The sequence below is a fragment of the Kitasatospora humi genome, from assembly GCF_020907985.1.
Lineage (GTDB): Bacteria > Actinomycetota > Actinomycetes > Streptomycetales > Streptomycetaceae > Kitasatospora > Kitasatospora humi.
On record NZ_JAJJPA010000014.1, the window covers coordinates 1 to 20,461 of the forward strand.

Sequence of the window (20,461 nt, forward strand, 5' to 3'; positions counted from 1 at the left end):
TTCCGGATGGAACCGCCGGGCGCGAGCGGACAGGAGGGGGTGTGGAACTGACACTGCGGTCCCGGCTGCGCGCCGGGGACCAGAGCGCCTTCGGGGAGATCTTCGATGAACACGCTGGAGCCCTGCACGGCTACGCGGCCCGCACCCTGGGGGACCGGACCGCCGCCGAGGACGTCGTCTCACTGACCTACCTGGAGGCCTGGCGGCTGCGCGGCAAGCTCCGCGAGGACGGCGACAGCGTGCGGCCCTGGCTGTTCGGGATCGCCACCAACGTGCTGCGCAACACCACCCGGGCGGCCCGTCGGCACCGGGCGGCGCTGGGGAGGGTCCCGCTGGGCGACACGGTGCCGGACTTCGCCGACGAGCTGGCCGACCGGCTGGACGACGGTGCCGAGCTGGCCGCGGCCCGGCGCGCGCTGACCCGGTTGCGCCGCAAGGAGCGGGAGGTGGTCCAGCTCTGCGTCTGGTCCGGCCTGGACTACGCGTCCGCCGCCCAGGCGCTGGGCGTGCCGGTCGGCACCGTGCGGTCGCGGCTCTCCCGGGCCCGCGCCCGGCTGCGGGAACTGGCCGCCAAGGAACTGGAACTCGGCCGCCGGGCCGGACAGGTACGGGGTGGCCACGGTCGAGTGGCCCGGTCGATGCAGGAGAACGCACGATGAATGACGATGACCTGACGGGACTCCGGAAGCAGCTTCCCACCCCGTCGTCGCCGGTGCTCTCCCGAGGCCGCCAACAGCAGTTGAGGGAGCATCTGATGCGAGAGATCCAGCGGGACAAGGCGGTCGCGGAGGGCGGCGCGCCGATCCGTCGCCCGAGCCGCAAGCTCGGCTGGGCGGCCCTGCCGGTGCTGGCCGGCGGGCTCGCCCTGGCCCTGGTGCTGCCGACCGGTGGCGGGCCCGCCGACCAGCGGGGCAAGGCGGCGCCGGCAGCCACCAGCCCGATGACCGCACCGGTGTCCGCCACGGCCCTACTGGACCAGGCGGCCGACGTCGCCGCCGGCACGCCGGTCGTCACGGTGGGCACCAAGCAGTTCGCGTACGTGAAGTCCCTGGTGCAGGACAGCCAGATCTGGACCGACAGTCACATGGTGCCGACCAAGGTGGTCACCGGCCCGCCGCGGGAGCGGCAGACCTGGTCATCGGCGGACGGCAGCCAGCCCGGTCTGGTGATCGACCCGCAGGTCCGCCCGGAGACCAAGTTCACCACGGACCCGATCAAGGATCCGTCGCTCAAGGATCCGACCAGCGCCTACGTCGCCACCCTGCCCACCGATCCCGACGTGCTGTTGAAGAAGATCTACGACGAGGCCACGGTCAAGGACAAGAGCCCGGACGTGGCGGCGTTCGTCGAGATCGGCACGCTGCTGCGCGAGCAGATCGCCCCGCCGCAGGTCAGCGCCGCGCTCTTCCGGGCCGCCGGGCGGATCTCCGGGGTCACGGTGGTCGACGACGTCACCGACGCCACCGGACGGCACGGCGTGGCGGTGGCCCGGCAGGCCGGCGACGTGCAGTGGCAGTGGATCTTCGACTCCAACAGCCACGAGTTCCTGGGCGAGCGTCAGGTGGTCACCAAGGCCGGGCCGTACGGCAAGGTGGGGGACATCCTGCTGCAGGCCGCGGTGGAGCAGCGGGCCGCCGTCGACCAAGCGGGCGAGCAGCCCAAGGGCTGACGGACGGTCAACCCTGCGCCGCCCGCTGCAGGGCGCTCGCCAGCAGGGCCAGGTCGGTCGGGCCGTTGCCCAGCTCGCGGACCGGGCGGCGGGTGGGCGGAGTGCCGAGCTGGGCGGGATCCAGCGCCACCACGGTGGGGCGCAGGGTGGCGGTGCGGGGGATCCGGCCGGTGATCCGGGCGGTCTGGAAGGCGAGGACGGCGCCGTCGGGGCGGCGCAGGTAGCCCCGGCCCGGGGTGGAGTCGGGCAGCCCCGCGGCGTCGTCCACGTGCACCAGCAGGTCGGAGTCGGCCGGGTGGTCGGTGCGCAGGGCGATCCGCCACTGGGCGGCGTCGTCCACCTCGGTGCCGGCGGACAGCTCGGGGCGGCCGGTGGCGGCGACCAGGTGGACGCCGAGCCGGCCGCCGCGTTCGGCCACGGCGGCCAGCGCCCGGGCGAGCGGGCGGCCGGCGGGGGAGTGCGGGGCGAGCAGCGTGTCGTAGTCGTCCACCACCACGACCAGTCGGGGCGGCGGGGCGGTGACCGTGGCGAGCGCGGCGGGCGTGGCGGCCGCAGCCGCGACCGCGCCCGGGGTGCCGCGCGGGGCGACCACCTTGGCGCTGAGCGCCCGCTCGGCGTACGCGGCGGCGAACGAACGGCCGCGGAACAGCTGCTCGCGCGCCTCCAGCTCGTCCAGCAGCGCCTCGGCCCGCAGCAGCGCCTGGCGGGGATCGGCGGTGACGTCCAACGAGCCGGTGACGTGCGGCAGCTCGGCGCAGGCGGCGAGCGAGGGGCCACGACCGCCGATCAGCAGCAGGGAGAGCCGGTCGGGCCGCTCGCCGACCGCCAGCGAGGCGGCCAGGGTGCGCAGCAGCTCGCTCTTGCCGGCGCCCCGGGCACCGCCGACCAGCACGTGCTGCTGCTCGGGCAGCTCGGCGGCGGCCAGGTCGACCGTGCACAGGTCGTCCCGGGTGGTGCCGAGCAGTGCGCTGGCGGTGCCGGTGGTGCTCGGCAGGCCATCCCAGCGGGCCGAGAGCTTGGCGGGCGTGACGGTGTCCAGTTCGAGCAGGTCCAGCAGGCGCAGGGCCTGCGGGATCGGCCCCCGCGACACGGGCGCGGTCTCCCGCAGCGGGGCCAGCGCCCGGGCCAGCCGCTCCGCCCAGGCCGGCGAGACGGCGTCCAGGGCGACGGCCTCCACCCGGGCGGGGCCGCACAGGGTGAGCTGGGTCGCCACCTCCCCGGTGAGGACGGCGGTGGCACCCAGGCCGTCCGGCAGCTGGTCGGGGCTCTCGGTCAGCCAGACCGGGAACACCGCGCCGCCCGGCCCCTCCCGCAGCAGCCGGGCCAGGGCCGCGCGGCCCGGCTCGGAGCCCGGATCGCCGTCCACCAGCACCACGGTGAGACCGACCGGCTCCTGGCCGGCCACCTGAATCCTGTCGGCCGGATCCCGGGGCCGGGCGGGCGCTGCCTCCACGGCGGACAGCAGTTCGGTCAGCCGCGCCTCGGCCTGCGCCGGGTCGAGGCCGAGAAGCAGCCGGCAGTCCTGCCCGCGGTTGGGCCGCAGGTGGGGCAGCCAGAGCGCCCAGGACCAGTCCTCGGCGCGCTGCTCGGCGGCCAGTCGGCCGTCCGCGCTCAGCACCACCACGCTGAGGCCGCTCGGCGGGTGCAGCACGGCCAGCTGGGCGAGCAGCGCGCGGGCCAGGCCCAGCAGCCGCTCGCGCGGGCCGGCCAGGCCGAGGCTGCCGGCCGCGGTGAGGTCCACGGTGACCGGGACGGCGGGCAGCACGGCGCCCGGCGCCGTCCCGGGACCGCCGGGCAGGTCGCCGGTGCCGAGCCGGAGCACCAGCGCGTCCGGGTGGGCCGGCAGCCGCTCCCAGAGCCGGGGACCGGGGCCGAGCGCGGTCAGCAGCAGCGCGGCGGGGTCGGGGAACCGCTCGCGCAGGGCGGCGGCCTGCCGGTCCCGGGCGCGCAGGTGCTGCTGGGCGGCGTCGACCGGGGCGGGGGGCGGGGTGGCGCGGCCCAGGGTGCGGGAGAGCAGGGAGCGGGCGCGGCCGTGGCCGCTGGGGGCGGCGGTCGCCGGCTCGTCGGCGGGGGGAGCGGCCGGCTCCCCCCGGCGCTGGGAGGCGCCGCCACCGGCCGCGGGGACCCCGGTGGCCGGGGCGGTGGGCCGGGGCGGCGGGCTGACCTGGAGGTGCCCCTGGCCGTCCGGGGTGGTGGGGCGGGACTGCTCGGGGCCGGGGGCGGCGGCGAGCACCACGGTGGACTCGCCCAGCCGCAGCAGCGCGCCCTCGGGCAGCGGGCAGGGCTCCTCGGCGAGCGGGCGGCCGTCCAGCACGGTGCCGTTGGTCGAGCCAAGGTCCTGCACGGTGACGGTGCCGTCGTCGGCCAGCCGCAGCGCCAGGTGCATCCGGGAGACGTCCGGGTCGTCCAGTGCGATGTCCGCCTCGCTGGAGCGGCCCAGCCGGATCTGGCGGCCGGTGAGCCGGTGCACCCCGCCGGCGTCCGGACCGCCGACCACCCGCAGTTCGGTGGCCGCGTCGGCCAGGTGGGCGGCGTCGTCCGCCGGGTCGGGCTCGCCGAGGGTGAGCACGGCGCCGTCGAGCAGCGGGGGGTGGCCGAGCGGGGTGCGGTCGTCGATCCGCTCCGACCCGGCGTAGAGGTGCACATGGGTGGCACTGCGCGGGCCGCGCACGCCCACCGCGCCGGCCAGGGCCACCGAGAGGGCGCCGAGTGCCGTGCCGACCGGGGCGGTGACCAGGACATCGGTCTTGGTGGCGGGCGTGCCGGAGCCGGCACGGGGCCACAGGACCGTCAGCCGGATCTGCATCTCGCCCGGGGTTCCCCTCTGCTCGTGATGCGCGGTGGACCGCAGGAGTGCGCCGCAGTGGTGCTGGCCTCATCCTGCCACCCGGGACTGACAGTCCGCGCACCGTACCGGATTTGACGATCTTGTGATCATGGTCATGGTGGAACGGACGGCGCATCAGGTCAAGACGGGCCGGAAACGGCGCTTCGCCGGTCGCCCGGCCGGCCGGGCCGGTGGGCCGCGCACACCGTTAGGCTTGCCGCACGCGCGGGTGGACGCCCGGCGGCAGGGCTCGGCGGAGCAAGGAGAGCACCAGGTGCGGCCGGTCGGCAGCAAGTATCTGCTCGAGGAGACCCTCGGGCGCGGTGCCATGGGCACCGTCTGGCGGGGGCGGGTCCGCGAGGACGCGGGGGTGGCCGACCTGGCCCCGGGGCAGCCGGTCGCGATCAAGGTGCTCAAGGAGGAGCTGGCCGCCGACCAGGACATCGTGCTGCGGTTCCTGCGGGAGCGCTCGGTGCTGCTGCGGCTCGACCACCCCAACATCGTCCGGGTCCGTGACCTGGTGGTGGAGGGCGAGCTGCTGGCCCTGGTGATGGACCTGGTGGACGGCCCGGACCTGTACCGCTACCTGCGCACCCACGGACCGCTCAGCCCGATCGCCGCCGCCCTGCTGACCGCCCAGATCGCCGACGCGCTGGCCGCCAGCCACGCGGACGGCGTGGTGCACCGCGACCTCAAGCCGGCCAACGTGCTGCTGGCCACCGTGCCCGGACCGGGCGGCCAGGGCGAGGCGCTGCACCCGATGCTCACCGACTTCGGCATCGCCCGGCTCGCCGACTCCCCGGGCATCACCCGGACCAGCGAGTTCGTCGGCACCCCGAGCTACGTCGCCCCGGAGTCGGCCTCCGGGCGCCCGCAGACCGAGGCCGTGGACGTCTACGGCGCCGGGATCATGCTCTACGAGCTGCTCACCGGCCGCCCGCCGTTCCAGGGCGACGGCGCGCTGCAGATCCTGCAGGCGCACCTGACCCAGGAGCCGCCGCGCCCGCCCGCCATGCCCGAGCCGCTGTGGACCGTGGTGGAGCGCTGCCTGCGCAAGGACCCGGCGCAGCGCCCCAGCGCCACCTCGCTGGCCCGGGCGCTGCGGGTGGTGGCCGCCGGTGTGGGCGTGCACGCCGCGCCGGCCGCTGTGGACGCGGCGCTCGCCGTCGGCGACCTGCTGGCGCCCCCGCACCAGCCCGCCCAGGTGCCCGGCCCGGGGGCCGTCCCCGCCCCGCAGTACGACCCGGCCGCCGCCACCCAGGTGCTGCCCGGCGGCCTCCCGGCCGGTGCCGCGGACGGCACCCGGGTGATGCCGGCCGAGGGCACCCGGGTGATGCCGCCGACCCGGGTGGTGCCGGGCGGGGCGCCGCAGCCGCCGCTGCACCAGCCGCCGCCGAACCAGCAGCCCCCGGCCGTGGGGGTCCCCCCGGCCGAAGGCTGGGGGACGGACGCCCCGCACCCCTGGCAGACCCAGCTGCGCGCCGCCCGCGACCGCAACCAGCAGACCCAGGTCTTCGGCGCCCAGGAGTACGAGCCGCCGCAGCCGGCCCCGCGCGCCCACCAGGGCGGCGGCCGGCCGGGCCGCCCGGGGGCATCTCCCGGCCGCCAGGCTGGGGGAGACCGCCCGCCGACGGCCCCGCCGCCGTACCAGTCACGCCGCCCGCAGCAGGGCGGCTACCCCGCGGAGCAGGGCCGCTACGCCGAGCCGCCGCGCGGCCCCCAGGGCTACGCCGACCGCCCGGGCCGCCGCCCGGAGCCGGGCCGCCGCCCGGAGCCGGCCCGCCGGCCGGAACCGGCCCGGGCGCCCGAGCCGCCACGCGCCTACGAGCCGCCACGCGCCTACGAGCCGCCGCGCGAGCCCGAGCCGCGCCGCAGCAGGGAGCCCCGCCCGCGCAGCCGCAACCGGATGTACATCCCGGGCCTCGGTTGCCTCAAGGGCTGCCTGATGGTGCTGGTGATCCTGGCGGTCGCGGCCCTGGCGCTGTGGAACTTCACTCCGCTGCCGCGGTACTGGGACGACGTGCACAGCTGGTACGACCAGGCCGCCGGCTGGGTCAGCAGCACCTGGCACTCCATCACGGGGAAGTGATCCCTCCCGGCTCCTGACGCCCCGCCACCAGGTCGGCCAAGTTTGACAATTTGTCGACATTGGCGGGTCGTGGAGTGCCACCCCGGCCCCCCGGGCGCGTAGGTTGGACCGCGACGCACAGACCTGTCGAGCACGGCCGGGCCCCACGCGGCGTTCCGGGCGCGCTCCCGCCGTCCCCACGGAGCAGCATTGGCACGAAAGATCGGCAGCCGGTACACCGTGCACCAGGTGATCGGCCGGGGCTCCGCCGGCACCGTGTGGCTGGGCGAGGGCCCGGACGGACCGGTGGCCGTCAAACTGCTCCGCGAGGACCTGGCCGGCGACCAGGTGCTGGTCGGCCGGTTCATCCAGGAGCGGGCCGCGCTGACCAGCCTGGACCACCCCCGGGTGGTCGGGGTGCGCGACATGGTGGTGGACGGCGACGACCTGGCGCTGGTGATGGAGCTGGTGCACGGCACCGATCTGCGCTCCCGGCTGGAGCGCGAGGGCGTGCTGGCCCCGCAGGCCGCCGCTTCGGTGATCGCCGACGTCGCGGACGGCCTGGCCGCCGCGCACGCGGCCGGCATCGTGCACCGCGACGTCAAGCCGGAGAACGTGATGCTCGACCTGGCCGCGCCGCCCGGCCCCGGCGGCGCACCCCGGGCCAAGCTGACCGACTTCGGCATCGCCCGGCTGGTCGACGCACCGCGCCGGACCAGGGCCACCCGGATCATCGGCACCCCCGACTACCTGGCCCCCGAGATCATCGAGGGCCTGGAGCCGCGCGCAGCCGTCGACATCTACGCCCTGGCCACGGTGCTCTACGAGCTGCTGGCGGGCTTCACGCCGTTCGGCGGCGGACACACCGGCGCGGTGCTGCGCCGGCACGTCACCGAGAGCGTGCCGCCGGTGCCGGGCCTGCCGGACGGCCTGTGGCGGATCATCTCCGAGTGCCTGGCCAAGGCACCGGCGTCCCGGCTGCGGGCCACCGAGCTGGCCGACCGGCTGCGCGAGCAGCTGCCCGCGCTGGCCGGGCTGCCCCCGCTGGCGCTCCCCGCCCAGCGCGCCCAGCCTGCCGAGGAGCCGGCCACCCTGGCCGAGGCGGTCTACGCGGAGGCCGACACCGGCTCCGGCACCCACCGCCGCAGGCGCGGCCCGGTGGTGCCCTTGGTGCCCCCGGCGGCCCCCGACGCGGCGCGCGACACCCGGGACACCCACACCAGCCTGCGCCGCCCCTCGGCCGAGGAGCTGGCGGGCTACGCCGCCCAGTCGCGCGCCCAGCGCACCGTGCCGGCCAGCGCCCACCGGGGCGGCCGGCGCGCCCTGGTGCGCCGCCGCCGGATGCTGGCCGTGCTGCTGGCCGTGGTGCTGCTGCTGGCCGGCGCGGCGGCCGCCTACACCGCCTTCGCGGCCGACGGCCACCCGCACGCGGCGGGCGCCCGGGCCTCCGCCGTGGCGCCGGCGTGGCCGCCCGACGAGGACCTCGGGCGGTCGTAGGGGCACCGGCCGGTCCCGGTGCCCCTCGCCAACCATTACGCTGGTGGCGTGGCAGCCGTCGATCCTTCCGAAGAGCTCAAGAACCTCGAAACGACCATGGGGTCGATCGAGGCCGTCCTCGACCTGGAGAAGATCCAGGCCGATATCGCACGCCTGGAGGAGGAGGCAGCCGCCCCCGCCCTCTGGGATGACGTCAGCAACGCGCAGAAGGTGACCAGCCGGCTCTCCTTCCTGCAGGGTGAGCTGCGCCGGGTGGAGACCCTGCGCAGCCGGATCGAGGACGTCCGGGTCCTGTTCGAGCTGGCCGAGGAGATGGCCGACGCGGACACCAAGGTCGAGGCCGAGACCGAGCTGGCCGCGGTCAAGAAGGCCGTCGAGGAGCTCGAGGTCCGCACCCTGCTGTCGGGCGAGTACGACGCCCGCGAGGCGCTGGTGAACATCCGGGCCGAGGCCGGCGGGGTGGACGCGGCCGACTTCGCCGAGCAGCTGATGCGCATGTACCTGCGCTGGGCCGAGCGGCACGGCTACCCGACCGAGGTCTACGACACCTCGTACGCCGAAGAGGCCGGCATCAAGTCGGCCACCTTCACCGTGAAGTCCCCCTACGCCTACGGCACCCTCTCGGTCGAGCAGGGCACCCACCGCCTGGTGCGGATCTCGCCGTTCGACAACCAGGGCCGCCGGCAGACCTCGTTCGCCGGTGTCGAGGTGCTCCCGGTCGTCGAGCAGAGCGACCACGTCGCGATCGACGAGGGCGACCTGCGGGTGGACGTCTACCGCGCCTCCGGGCCCGGCGGCCAGGGCGTCAACACCACCGACTCGGCGGTCCGGATCACCCACCTGCCGACCGGCATCGTGGTCTCCTGCCAGAACGAGCGCTCGCAGATCCAGAACAAGGCCTCGGCGATGAACGTGCTCCAGGCCAAGCTGCTGGAGCGGCGCCGCCAGGAGGAGAAGGCCGCGATGGACGCGCTCAAGGACGGTGGCAGCTCCTGGGGCAACCAGATGCGTTCCTACGTGCTGCACCCGTACCAGATGGTCAAGGACCTGCGCACCGAGTTCGAGACCGGTAACCCGCAGGCCGTGCTGGACGGCGACATCGACGCCTTCATCGAGGCCGGCATCCGGTGGCGCAAGCAGCGCGAGACCGCGGAGTGAGCACCGGACCGCGGTGAGCGCCGGACCGCGGAGCGGTCGAGGCGCGACGAAGTAGTCAGGTACGGCAAGTAGTCAGGTACGGCAAGAGGGGCCCCGGACGGATCCGGGGCCCCTCTTCTCATGGGTCCTTATGCCGGCGCTCTCAGCGCTCTCACGGGTCCTCAGGCCAGCGCCTGCCGGAAGATCACCACCACCGCCAGCAGCCCCGCCAGCAGCGCTAGCAGCGCAGCGGGCGAGAGGGCGGCGAACAGGCCCTGCTGCTCCTGCATGCGCGCGCGGTGGGCGCGGCAGACCGGACAACGGCCGTCGCTCACGCGGCCCGCGCAGTTGGCGCACACCAGATGGTCGCACGTCATGCGATCTCCTCCTTGCCTGCTACCGCGCTGCCCGTTCCAACGCACCGGGCGACTGTTTGGTTCCCCGCCCGGTGGGTCCGCGCACTCGCGTCCTCCCCCTACTCTGCCAGGTTCTGCCGGATCCGGCGCCCGGGCCGTCGAAGGAGGCTGCACTGCGTAGCAGAGCACCTGTGAATTGACCCCCAATTTTCCGGTCATCTCGCCACAAGACCGGACAATCCCCTGCGGTTTGAGCGGGCGCGGACTGCGCGGCCCGGTGACGGTCGCGTATGGTCCCAAGCCGGGGAGTCGGTCCTGGGCCGGCTCCAACCGCCCGCCCGCCTGCGGGGGTAGGGACTCCACCTAGGATGGCCTCCGTGATGCAGCCGTGATCAGATTCGACAACGTTTCCAAGACCTATCCCAAGCAGAACCGCCCCGCCCTGTCGGAGGTCTCGCTGGAGATCGAGAAGGGCGAGTTCGTCTTCCTGGTCGGCTCCTCCGGCTCCGGCAAGTCCACCTTCCTGCGGCTGTGCCTGCGCGAGGAGCGTCCCTCCACGGGGTCGGTGCACGTGCTGGGCAAGGACCTGGGCAAGCTGTCCAACTGGAAGGTGCCGCACATGCGGCGCCAACTGGGCACCGTGTTCCAGGACTTCCGGCTGCTGCCGAACAAGACCGTGGCGCAGAACGTGGCGTTCGCGCTGGAGGTCATCGGCAAGCCGAAGGGCGCCATCAACAAGGTGGTGCCCGAGGTGCTCGACCTGGTCGGCCTCGGCGGCAAGGAGGACCGGATGCCCGGTGAGCTCTCCGGTGGTGAGCAGCAGCGCGTGGCGATCGCCCGGGCCTTCGTCAACCGCCCGATGCTGCTGATCGCGGACGAGCCGACCGGGAACCTGGACCCGCAGAACTCGGTCGGCATCATGAAGCTGCTCGACCGGATCAACCGCACCGGGACCACCGTGCTGATGGCCACCCACGACCAGGCCATCGTCGACCAGATGCGCAAGCGCGTGATCGAGCTCGACAAGGGGCTGCTGGTCCGCGACCAGACCCGCGGCGTCTACGGATACCAGCACTAGCGCCGGTCCGTACGTCCCGACGGGTCAGCCGTCGGTCCGCCAGTCCTGATCTTGGAGTATTGAACAGCCATGCGCGCCCAGTTCGTCCTGTCGGAGATCGGCGTCGGTCTCCGCCGCAACCTGACCATGACCATCGCGGTCGTGGTCAGCGTCGCGCTCTCGCTCGCCCTCGCCGGTGCCAGTCTCCTCGTCCGCGACCAGGTCAACTCCATGAAGGGGTACTGGTACGACAAGGTCGAGGTCAGCGTCTACTTCTGCACCAAGGCGGACGCCAAGACCGCCCCGCAGTGCGCCAACGGCGCCGCCACCCAGGACCAGATCGACGCGGTCGGCGCCGGTCTGGACCAGCTCACCCCCTCGGTGGTGAAGACCAAGACCTTCGAGACCCAGGCGGAGGCCTACAAGCACTGGAAGGACATGAACCCGGACAGCGCGCTGGTCCAGGTCCTGGGCGCGGACGCGATCCCGGCGTCCTGGCGGGTCAAGCTGCAGGACCCGACCCGCTACGACATCATCCAGAGCGCGTTCGCCGGCAAGCCGGGCGTGCGTTCGGTGGAGGACCAGCGCAAGATCCTGGAGAACCTGTTCGGCCTGCTCAACGGTCTGCAGACGGCGGCCTTCGTCATCATGCTGCTGATGCTCTCGGTGGCGCTGCTGCTGATCGTCAACACGGTCCGGGTGTCGGCGTTCAGCCGTAGGCGTGAGACCGGCATCATGCGACTGGTCGGTGCCTCCAACTTCTACGTGCAGATGCCGTTCATCGCGGAAGCGGCGTTCGCGGCGCTGCTGGGCGCGGTCCTCGCCTCCGGACTGCTGCTGCTGGCCAACTTCGGTGTGCAGCACTGGCTCGCTTCGCGCGTGCAGTTCATCCACTTCATCGGGCTCTCCTCGGTGCTGCAGGTGATCCCGCTGCTGATCGTGGCCGGTATGGGCATGGCGGCGGTCGCGGCCTTCCTGACCCTGCGCAAGTACCTGAAGGTGTGACGGGCGGTCGGCGTCGCCGGTGGCGTTCGCGCGTTACGCGGCCACGCGGCGCACCGGGGCCCTACACTCCGGTGGCATGACCGCCACCCCGTGGCGCCGGGTGCGCCACGGCGCCGTGCTCAGCGCGCTGTTCGGTTTGCTGCTGTTCGGCGGGTCGGCGACCGGCGCCTGGGGCGGCACGGCCGCTCCGCTGCCGGGCCGTCCCGATCCGTTCGACGCGGCGCCCGGCGGCAGCACGCTCTCGCCCCAGCAGGCCGAGCAGTTGGCGGCCGGCGGCGGCGACCGCTGGGCCGCCTACTACACCGCCCAGCAGTACGCCGAGTTCGCCCAGGGGTTGGACGGCCGGTACCTGGGCGTCGGCCTGGTGGTGAGCCAGAGCCCGGACGGCGGCACGGTGATCACCGCGGTGCCGGCCGGCTCGCCCGCCGACCGGGCCGGAATGGCCGCCGGTGACCGGCTGTTGGCGGTGGACGGCACCCCCGTGGACCGGCTGCCGGTCACCGAGGTGGTGGCCCGGCTGCGCGGCCGCCCGGCGGCCGGCCCTGGCTCGGCGGTGACCCTCACGGTGCGGCGCCCCGGTGCCGCACCGCGCCAACTGACCCTGCAGCGCGCGGTGCTGGCCTCCCAGGACGTCGAGGCCGACCAGCCGGCTCCCGGCGTGCTGCGGATCAGCGTGCACGCCTTCACGGCCGGGGTGGGCGGCGAGGTGCGGGACGCGCTGCGCGGCACCGCGCACCGCGGGGTGCTGCTCGACCTGCGCGGCAACTCCGGTGGCCTGCTGGCCGAATCGGTCGCCACGGCCTCCGACTTCCTGGACGGCGGCCCGGTGGCCTCTTACCAAGTCGGCGATGAGCGGCGGCAGTTGACCGCCTCGCCGGGCGGCGACACCCGCACCCCGCTGGTGGTGCTGGTGGACGGTGGCACCATGAGCGCGGCCGAACTGCTGGCCGGGGCGCTGCAGGACCGCTGCCGGGCGGTGCTGGTCGGCAGCCGGACCTTCGGCAAGGGCACGGTGCAGCAGCCCAGTCGGCTGGCCGACGGCTCGGTCCTGGAACGCACCGTGGGCCGCTACTACACCCCGGCCGGCCGCTCCCCGGATGGCACCGGCCTGCTCCCGGACGTCACCGCGCCCGACCCGGCCGCGGCCGAGCGGCTGGCGCTGCGGGTGCTCGGCGGGCTCGGGACGGCCCGGTAAAGCGGCTGCCGTTCACCGCTTGGAGGTGCGAGAATGACCGGGCTATGGCAAAGGAAAAGGGACAGAAGCTGATCGCGCAGAACAAGCGGGCGCGACACGAGTACACCATCCTCGACACCTACGAGTGCGGCATGGTGCTCACCGGCACCGAGGTGAAGTCGCTGCGCGAGGGCCGGGCCAACCTGGTCGACGGGTACGCCTACACCCAGGGCGGCGAGGTGTGGATCGACAACGTCTTCATCCCGGAGTACTTCCAGGGGACGTGGACCAACCACTCGGCGCGGCGCAAGCGCAAGCTGCTGCTGCACAAGATGGAGATCCGCAAGCTGGAGGCGAAGACCAAGGAGACCGGCCACACCCTGGTGCCGCTCTCCCTGTACTTCAAGGACGGCCGGGTCAAGCTGGAGCTGGCCGTCGCGGTCGGCAAGAAGCTGCACGACAAGCGGCAGGCGCTGCGCGAGAAGCAGGACGCCCGGGAGACCGCCCGCGCGCTGGCCGCGGTCCGCCGCCGCCAGGGTTGACGGTTCGGTGCACGGTCTGTAGCAGGTTGGTCCCAAGCCCGTCTGTCAACCGGGTGAACCGGGTAGTCGGCGGTTGACGGTCAGTACGATCCCCAACCATGAACGTCTCCCTGTTGGACGGCTGGTTCCCGTGGACCGTGCAGCTGGCGGCCGCCGCCGCACTGCTGGTCGCGGTCGGCTGGCGGGACCGCCGCTGGCGGCTGCGCCGCGCGCCGGTCGCGATCGGCGCGGGCGTGCTGCTCAGCGTCGGACTCGGGCTGCTCGCCGTCACGGCGGGTGGGATCACCGATCCGCTGCCGCTCGGCCTCTGGCTCTGGCTTGGCGCCGCGGTGACCGCGCTGGTGGTGCTGGTGCTCGGCTGGCGCGGTGCCCGCTGGTGGCACCGCGGCCTGGCGCCGGTCGCCGCACTGCTGGCCGTGGTCTCCGGCGCCAACGCGCTGAACGCCTCCACCGGTTACTTCCCGACGCTGGACGACGCGATCGGTGAGCTCAGCGGCACCCCGCTGCCGCAGCAGGTGACGCTCGACCAGCTCGGCTCGCTCACCGGCCGGACCAGCACCGGCCGGATCGTGCAGGTCGACATCCCCGACACCGCGAGCGGCTTCAGCCACCGCCAGGAGCTGGTGTACCTGCCGCCGGCCTGGTTCCGCAGCAAGGCCCGGCCCAAGCTGCCGGTCCTGGAGATGATCGGCGGCGAGTACGCGGCCCCCGACAACTGGGTGCGGGCCGGGAACGCGGTGCAGACCGCCGACGCCTACGCCGCCGCCCACGGCGGGTACGCCCCGGTGCTGGTCTTCACCGACGCCACCGGCGGCTTCAAGGTGGACACCGAATGCGTGGACGGCCCCAACGGAAACGCCGAGGACCATTTGGTGAAGGACATTCCGCCGTACGTCGAGAAGACCTTCGGCACCGCCACCGACCCGCACAAGTGGGGCGTGGTCGGCTGGTCGATGGGCGGCACCTGCGCGATCGACCTGACCGTCGAGCACCCGGACGTCTTTTCGCATTTCGAGGACATATCCGGTGACCTCGGCCCGAACACCGGCGACAAGCAGCAGACCATCGACAAGCTCTACGGCGGGAACGCCGCCGCCTGGGCCGCGCACGACCCGCTGACGGTGCTGGCCCACCACCCGAAGTACAAGAACACCTCCGGCTGGTTCGAGAGCGGCGACCAGGAGGGAAACCACATCGAGCAGGGCAGGCAGCTGAGCGCGGCGGCCCGCAAGGACGGCATCCGGACCCAGCAGACCGTCCAGCCCGGCCGCCACGTGTGGCAGTTCGCGGCCGGCGCGTTCGCCGAGGCGCTGCCCTGGCTGGCCCAGCAGCTGGGCACGCCGGGGCCGCACCAGGGCCAGTCGCCCGGCGCGCCGCCGCCGAAGCCGGCCGGGAACACCGGGGCGCCGGTCACCCCCACGCGTTAATCGGCTGGACCGCCCCGCACCCGGCGCGTACCATGGGTCGAGTACCACCCGGCCGGTGGCCGGAGCTTGTTCCCGCAACGAGCTGCACCTTTTCAAAAAAACATGGGGATGATCGGTTTCGACAGGGGACGTCGAAACAGGAGAAGCGAGCCGAGGAACGCGGCAATGATCTCGTTAACCATCTGTCGCAAAAAAATAATCGCCAATTCTAAGCGCGAGTCCTTCGCGCTCGCTGCCTGAGCAGCGAGTAGCAAGGTGTCAGACCGGGGAGTTCCCGACCCGGACCCTGGCATAATCTAGGGAACTCAACCGTCCGCCCCGGTTACGGGGGCGGATGGGAAACCAAACAGTAACTGGGCCTGTTGGTGGCTTGTCCGCGTGACCGCCAGGGCCGAGAAAAGCACAGCGGACTGCGCTCGGAGAAGTCCTGAATCCACTCCACTGGACCCGGGTTCGATTCCCGGCATCTCCACCATCCCATGTGCACGCGGCCGCCTTCCAACCGGAGGGCGGCCTTCGTGTTTCCGCCCCGGGTGCCGTAGGATCTTCCGTCCGCCGCCTTCGGATGGCGGTAGACCTATCGCAAGACGTACGACAGGGGCACCCTTGGGAGCGCACGGCAGACCGCATGCAGCCGACACCAGCACCGCCGACTCCGCGGCCGTGACCGAGGGCCTGCGGGACCGGGAGATCGCCGGCGAGCAGCGGCACCTCGACACCGTCTACCGGCGCCTGGAGGAGAAGCTCGCCGAGGCCGAGTACGTCCTGGAGGACGCCGCCAAGCGGGTCCAGGTCGGCACCCCCGGCGCGCTCGCCGAGCGCGACGCCCAGGTCTACCGGGCCGGCGCCCACCTGAACCGGCTCAACAACGAGTTCGAGGACTTCCTGTTCGGCCGGATCGACCTGCAGGAGGCCGACGCCCCGGAGGAGCACGGCATTCCGTCGTTCACCCCGCTGGACCCGACCGACCAGAACGTGGCGCAGACCCTGCACATCGGCCGGCTCGGCGTGCTGGACGCCGAGTTCGGTCCGCTCGTGATCGACTGGCGGGCCCCGGCCGCCGCGCCGTTCTACCGGGCTACCCCGCTGGAGCCGGGCCGGGTGCTGCGCCGCCGGGTGATCCGCTCCAAGGGCCGCAAGGTGATCGGCGTCGAGGACGACCTGCTGCGCCCCGACCTGACCCCCACCCTGGACGGCCGGGAACTCGCGGTGATCGGCGACGGCGCCCTGATGGCCTCGCTCGGCCGGGCCCGCAGCCACACCATGCGCGACATCGTCTCCTCGATCCAGAAGGAGCAGGACGAGGTGATCCGGGCGCCCGCCGCGGGCGCCACCCTGGTCACCGGCGGCCCCGGCACCGGCAAGACCGCGGTCGCGCTGCACCGGGCGGCCTTCCTGCTCTACCAGGACCGGCGGCGCTACGCGGGCGGCATCCTGGTGGTCAGCCCGACCCCGCTGCTGGTCTCCTACACCGAGGGCGTGCTGCCCGCGCTGGGCGAGGAGGGCCAGGTGGCGATCCGAGCGGTCGGCAGCCTGGTGGACGGCGTCGAGGCGGAGCGCTACGACACGCCGGAGACCGCCAGGATCAAGGGCTCGGCCCGGATGGTGCAGCTGCTGCGCCGGGCCGCCCGGGCCGCCCTGGAGCTCTCCGCCCCCACCGAGCTGAAGGTGGTGGCCCGCGGTGAGGTGCTGCGGCTGGACGCGGCCAAGCTGCGGGCGGTCCGTGGCCACGTGGTCGGCGGCGGCGGCACCCCGCTCAACCTGCTGCGCCCGCGCGCCCGCCGGCTGCTGCTCGACGCGCTGTGGGCGGAGGCGGTCCGCGACCTGCCCAAGCCCACCGACCACTACGGCCGGGAGCAGCGCCAGGAGGAGAAGGAGGCGTTCGACGAGTACGTCTCGGACGAGGCGCCGTTCCTGGACTTCCTGGACGCCTGGTGGCCCGCGCTGACCCCGCGCCAGGTGCTGGCCACCCTCCGGAACGCCAAGCACGTCAACCGGATCGCCCGACGCGCCGTCACCCCCGAGGAGGCCAGGCGGCTCGCCGCCTCGTTGCGCCACCTGGACGACCGCGGCGCGGGCGGGCTGACCGCCCACGACGTGGCGCTGCTGGACGAGCTGCAGCTGCTGCTCGGCGAGCCGGCCCGGCCCAGGGTGCGGGAGGTGGACGCGGTCGACCTGCTGACCGGCCTGGACGAGGTGACCACCTACGCGGACCGCACGTCGCGCAGCCGTGAGCACCTGCCGGTGGAGCGGACCGAGTACGCCCATGTGATCGTCGACGAGGCCCAGGACCTCACCCCGATGCAGTGGCGGATGATCGGCCGCCGGGCCCGGACGGCCACCTGGACCATCGTCGGTGACCCCGCGCAGAGCTCCTGGCCGTTCCCGCAGGAGGCCCAGGCCGCGCTGGACGAGGTGCTGGGCGGCAAGCCGCGCCGCCGCCACACCCTGACCGTGAACTACCGCAACCCCGCCGAGATCGCCGAGGTGGCGGCCAAGGTGCTGGCGCTCGCCGCGCCCGGCACGCCGTCGCCGAGCGCGGTGCGCTCGACCGGCACGGTGCCGCGGTTCGCCGCGGTGGCCGACCCGGATCCGGCCGCGTTCGGCGCGGCGGCCCGGGCCGAGCTGGTCCGGCTGCTGGACGAGGTGGACGGCACGGTGGCCGTGGTGGTGCCGATGGACCGCCGCGCCGAGGCGGCCGGGTGGATCGAGGGGCTGGGCGACCGGGTGGTGGCGCTGGGCAGCCTGGAGGCCAAGGGCCTGGAGTACGACGCCACGGTGGTGGCCGACCCGACCGGGATCGCCGGCGAGTCGGAGGCCGGGCTGCGGGTGCTCTACGTCGCGCTGACCCGGGCCACCCAGCGGCTCACCGTGCTCTCCGGGCCGGATGACCTGGCCGACAGCGCGGGCGTGCCGGCGCTGCTGCGGTAGGGCGGTCCGCCGGGGCTGACCGCCCGTCAACGACTGTGGCCCCCACCTCGGGTGGGGGCCACAGTCGTACGTTGGTGACACCGACCCGCCATGCTCGCCTCGCGGCAAGTGGTCCCTCGAAGGGACGAAGGTTGGGCCCGGGGGCTTGGATCGAGCCGGTGTCCCGTCCAATGTAACCCATCGGGCCCGTGGGGCAATCCCCGCCGGAGGATTTCCGCTGCTGTGTCAGTTGGCCGCGGCCCCGGTTGTCGACTCCGTGCAATCTATGAACGTTATTTCTGGCTGGGCCCTGGTAGGTGCGACGATCGAGGCCTAGGATGCGCGAGGCTCAGCATCAACAGTTTGTTGAATCCTGCGCGGTTGAGCCCAGCACGGTGTTGAAACCAGGAAGAAGGACGTCGATGGCGACGGTGCCCAGTGTCTCCAACTCGATCACGGTGCGTCTGGAGGTCCCGGCCAGTGGCAGCGCGGTCAGCAACATCACCACCGCCGTGGAGTCCTCCGGCGGCTCGGTGACGGGTCTCGACGTCACCGCCTCCGGCCTCGAGTCGCTGCGGATCGACGTGACCGTGGCCGCCGCCTCGGTGGCGCACGGCGAGGAGATCGTCGAGAAGCTGCGCGCCATCGACGGCGTGGCCATCGGCAAGGTCTCGGACCGCACCTTCCTGATGCACCTGGGCGGCAAGATCGAGATGTCCTCGAAGCTGCCGATCCGCAACCGCGACGACCTCAGCATGATCTACACGCCGGGTGTCGCCCGGGTCTGCATGGCGATCGCCGAGAACCCGGAGGACGCCCGCCGGCTCACCATCAAGCGCAACAGCGTCGCCGTGGTCACCGACGGCTCGGCGGTGCTGGGCCTGGGCAACATCGGCCCGCAGGCCGCGCTGCCGGTGATGGAGGGCAAGGCGGCCCTGTTCAAGCGGTTCGCCGGGATCGACGCCTGGCCGATCTGCCTGGACACCCAGGACGCCGACGAGATCGTGGCCATCGTGAAGGCGATCGCCCCGGGCTTCGCCGGCATCAACCTGGAGGACATCTCCGCACCGCGCTGCTTCGAGATCGAGGCCCGGCTGCGCGAGGCGCTGGACATCCCGGTCTTCCACGACGACCAGCACGGCACCGCGATCGTGGTGCTGGCGGCGCTGACCAACGCGCTGCGCGTGGTCGGCAAGGAGATCCGCGACATCCGGGTGGTGATGTCGGGCGCCGGTGCCGCCGGCACCGCGATCCTCAAGCTGCTGCTGGCGGCCGGCGTCGAGCACGCCACCGTGGCCGACGTGCGCGGCGTGGTCCACCTGGGCCGCGACGACCTCGACGAGTCGCTGCGCTGGATCGCCGAGCACACCAACCGCTCCGGCCGCACCGGCAGCCTCAAGGAGGCCGTGGCCGGTGCCGACGTCTTCATCGGCGTCTCGGCCCCCAATGTGCTGGACGGCGACGACATCGCCTCGATGGCCGACAACGCGATCGTCTTCGCGCTGGCCAACCCGGACCCGGAGGTCGACCCGGCGGTGGCCCGGCAGACCGCCGCGGTGGTCGCCACCGGCCGCAGCGACTTCCCCAACCAGATCAACAACGTGCTGGTCTTCCCGGGCGTCTTCCGCGGCCTGCTGGACGCGCAGAGCCGCACGGTGAACACCGACATGATGATCGCCGCCGCCCGCGCGCTGGCCACCGTGGTCGCCGACGACCAGCTGAACCCCAACTACATCATCCCCAGCGTCTTCCACCCGGACGTGGCCAAGACGGTCGCAGCGGCCGTCCGGGAGGCCGCGCTGGCCGCCGGCGGCACCGGCTCGGGCGGCCCGTCCCGGCCCACGCCGGGCGTGGTCGGCACGCTGGACACCGCGGCTTTCCCGGTCGTCAAGCTCTAGGACAGCCGGCCGTCGGGGGCGCTATCCGGTCGATCACCTGGCCGAATAGCGCCCCCTCCGGCGGCCACCAGGTCCGATCCCTTGCGACACAAGGGGAAGGGCGTGTTTGGGCTTGTCCGTGTCAGGGCGTACGGTAGCCCTGCGCGGGAGAGGCGTGTCCGACAAGTACGGAACGTCCCCCGGTCGCTCGGCGAGTCGTTCCCGGCCGCCGCCCACGTCGGTCCGCCGACGCCGACGGAGTGTCATCGCTGCGTGGGGAGGGCGCCGTTCGGGGTGGACGGCCGAGGCCCGATTGGCTTTCTCAGGGCCGGTAAGGGCAGGATTCGTTTCCAGGCAGGCACGTGGCAGGACAGGCACGCTGCGCGGCCCGGGGCGAGCCGGGCCCCTACCACCAGCCGCCTGAACGAGCACGGTGCGCGGACCAGCGGCCCGGCCGGGTGCCCCCGGAGGGACGACCGATGGGGCCCCCACGCACCGCAACGAACAGACCACAGGAGTACACATGAACCGCAGTGAGCTGGTGGCCGCTCTGGCCGACCGCGCCGAGGTGACCCGCAAGGACGCCGACGCCGTTCTGGCGGCCTTCGCCGAGGTCGTCGGCGAGGTCGTGGCCAAGGGTGACGAGAAGGTCACCATCCCCGGCTTCCTGACCTTCGAGCGCACCCACCGCGCCGCTCGCACCGCCCGCAACCCGCAGACCGGCGAGCCGATCCAGATCGCGGCCGGTTACAGCGCCAAGGTGAGCGCCGGTTCCAAGCTCAAGGAAGCCGCCAAGGGCGCCTGAGGCTTCGCCGTCACCTGAGGCAGGGTGGTTCCGTTCCGGAGCCGCCCTGCTTTCGTCATGCCGGGGCCCCACCGGGCCCGGCCGGCCGTGCGGGGCCCGGTGGGTGGTTC

15 protein-coding genes and 1 other RNA gene are annotated in these 20,461 nt (G+C 73.5%); 14 read left to right on the forward strand and 2 right to left on the reverse strand.

Annotated elements, in window-relative coordinates; all coding sequences use genetic code 11:
- Window positions 1–41: 41 nt before the first annotated feature.
- Window positions 42–659, forward strand: coding sequence for an RNA polymerase sigma factor (locus LN042_RS15680; protein WP_230051833.1), 618 nt, complete (start codon window positions 42–44; stop codon window positions 657–659).
- Window positions 656–1,669: a CU044_5270 family protein gene (locus LN042_RS15685; RefSeq protein ID WP_283843759.1), complete on the forward strand. Its 1,014-nt coding sequence runs from the start codon at window positions 656–658 to the stop codon at window positions 1,667–1,669. Before LN042_RS15680 ends, LN042_RS15685 begins: the two co-directional genes overlap by 4 nt.
- A 7-nt stretch (window positions 1,670–1,676) precedes the next feature.
- On the opposite strand, the gene LN042_RS15690 is transcribed toward LN042_RS15685, so the two are convergent.
- Window positions 1,677–4,475: an FtsK/SpoIIIE domain-containing protein gene (locus tag LN042_RS15690; RefSeq protein ID WP_230051835.1), complete on the reverse strand. Its 2,799-nt coding sequence runs from the start codon at window positions 4,473–4,475 to the stop codon at window positions 1,677–1,679.
- Window positions 4,476–4,770: 295 nt separating this feature from the next.
- Here LN042_RS15690 and LN042_RS15695 point away from each other — a divergent pair, with 295 nt between their 5' ends.
- The 3 genes from LN042_RS15695 (at window position 4,771) to prfB (ending at window position 9,219) form a co-directional block, all read left to right on the forward strand.
- Complete coding sequence (locus LN042_RS15695) at window positions 4,771–6,585, forward strand: serine/threonine-protein kinase (RefSeq protein WP_230051952.1); 1,815 nt, start codon at window positions 4,771–4,773, stop codon at window positions 6,583–6,585.
- Between the two features lie 189 nt (window positions 6,586–6,774).
- A complete protein-coding gene (locus LN042_RS15700; protein WP_230051836.1) occupies window positions 6,775–8,061 on the forward strand; it encodes a serine/threonine-protein kinase in 1,287 nt (428 codons plus the stop codon).
- A 48-nt stretch (window positions 8,062–8,109) separates the two neighbouring features.
- Complete coding sequence (prfB, locus tag LN042_RS15705; RefSeq protein WP_230051837.1) at window positions 8,110–9,219, forward strand: peptide chain release factor 2; 1,110 nt, start codon at window positions 8,110–8,112, stop codon at window positions 9,217–9,219.
- Window positions 9,220–9,380: 161 nt separating this feature from the next.
- Here prfB and LN042_RS15710 read toward each other — a convergent pair whose 3' ends face one another.
- Complete coding sequence (locus tag LN042_RS15710) at window positions 9,381–9,575, reverse strand: hypothetical protein (protein WP_230051838.1); 195 nt, start codon at window positions 9,573–9,575, stop codon at window positions 9,381–9,383.
- Between the two features lie 367 nt (window positions 9,576–9,942).
- Here LN042_RS15710 and ftsE point away from each other — a divergent pair, with 367 nt between their 5' ends.
- The 9 genes from ftsE to LN042_RS15755 all read left to right on the forward strand — a co-directional run bounded on the left by ftsE (window position 9,943) and on the right by LN042_RS15755 (window position 20,351).
- Entirely contained in the window at window positions 9,943–10,632 is a 690-nt protein-coding gene (ftsE, locus tag LN042_RS15715; protein ID WP_230051839.1) for a cell division ATP-binding protein FtsE, read from the forward strand.
- A 69-nt stretch (window positions 10,633–10,701) separates the two neighbouring features.
- Window positions 10,702–11,616 (forward strand): permease-like cell division protein FtsX, encoded by a 915-nt coding sequence (gene ftsX, locus LN042_RS15720; protein ID WP_230051840.1) that lies wholly within the window; start codon window positions 10,702–10,704, stop codon window positions 11,614–11,616.
- A gap of 76 nt (window positions 11,617–11,692) precedes the next feature.
- Entirely contained in the window at window positions 11,693–12,811 is a 1,119-nt protein-coding gene (locus tag LN042_RS15725; RefSeq protein ID WP_230051841.1) for a S41 family peptidase, read from the forward strand.
- 44 nt (window positions 12,812–12,855) lie between these two features.
- Window positions 12,856–13,332: an SsrA-binding protein SmpB gene (gene smpB / locus LN042_RS15730; RefSeq protein ID WP_230051842.1), complete on the forward strand. Its 477-nt coding sequence runs from the start codon at window positions 12,856–12,858 to the stop codon at window positions 13,330–13,332.
- 98 nt (window positions 13,333–13,430) lie between these two features.
- The gene (locus tag LN042_RS15735) at window positions 13,431–14,759 is read left to right on the forward strand and encodes an alpha/beta hydrolase (RefSeq protein ID WP_230051843.1); all 1,329 of its coding nucleotides are present in this window, start codon (window positions 13,431–13,433) and stop codon (window positions 14,757–14,759) included.
- A gap of 104 nt (window positions 14,760–14,863) precedes the next feature.
- Window positions 14,864–15,234, forward strand: a transfer-messenger RNA (tmRNA) gene (gene ssrA / locus LN042_RS15740).
- Window positions 15,235–15,365: 131 nt separating this feature from the next.
- Complete coding sequence (locus tag LN042_RS15745) at window positions 15,366–17,690, forward strand: HelD family protein (RefSeq protein WP_443667703.1); 2,325 nt, start codon at window positions 15,366–15,368, stop codon at window positions 17,688–17,690.
- A gap of 401 nt (window positions 17,691–18,091) precedes the next feature.
- The gene (locus LN042_RS15750; RefSeq protein ID WP_230051845.1) at window positions 18,092–19,567 is read left to right on the forward strand and encodes an NAD-dependent malic enzyme; all 1,476 of its coding nucleotides are present in this window, start codon (window positions 18,092–18,094) and stop codon (window positions 19,565–19,567) included.
- A gap of 502 nt (window positions 19,568–20,069) precedes the next feature.
- Window positions 20,070–20,351: an HU family DNA-binding protein gene (locus LN042_RS15755; protein WP_035848732.1), complete on the forward strand. Its 282-nt coding sequence runs from the start codon at window positions 20,070–20,072 to the stop codon at window positions 20,349–20,351.
- Window positions 20,352–20,461: the final 110 nt, after the last annotated feature.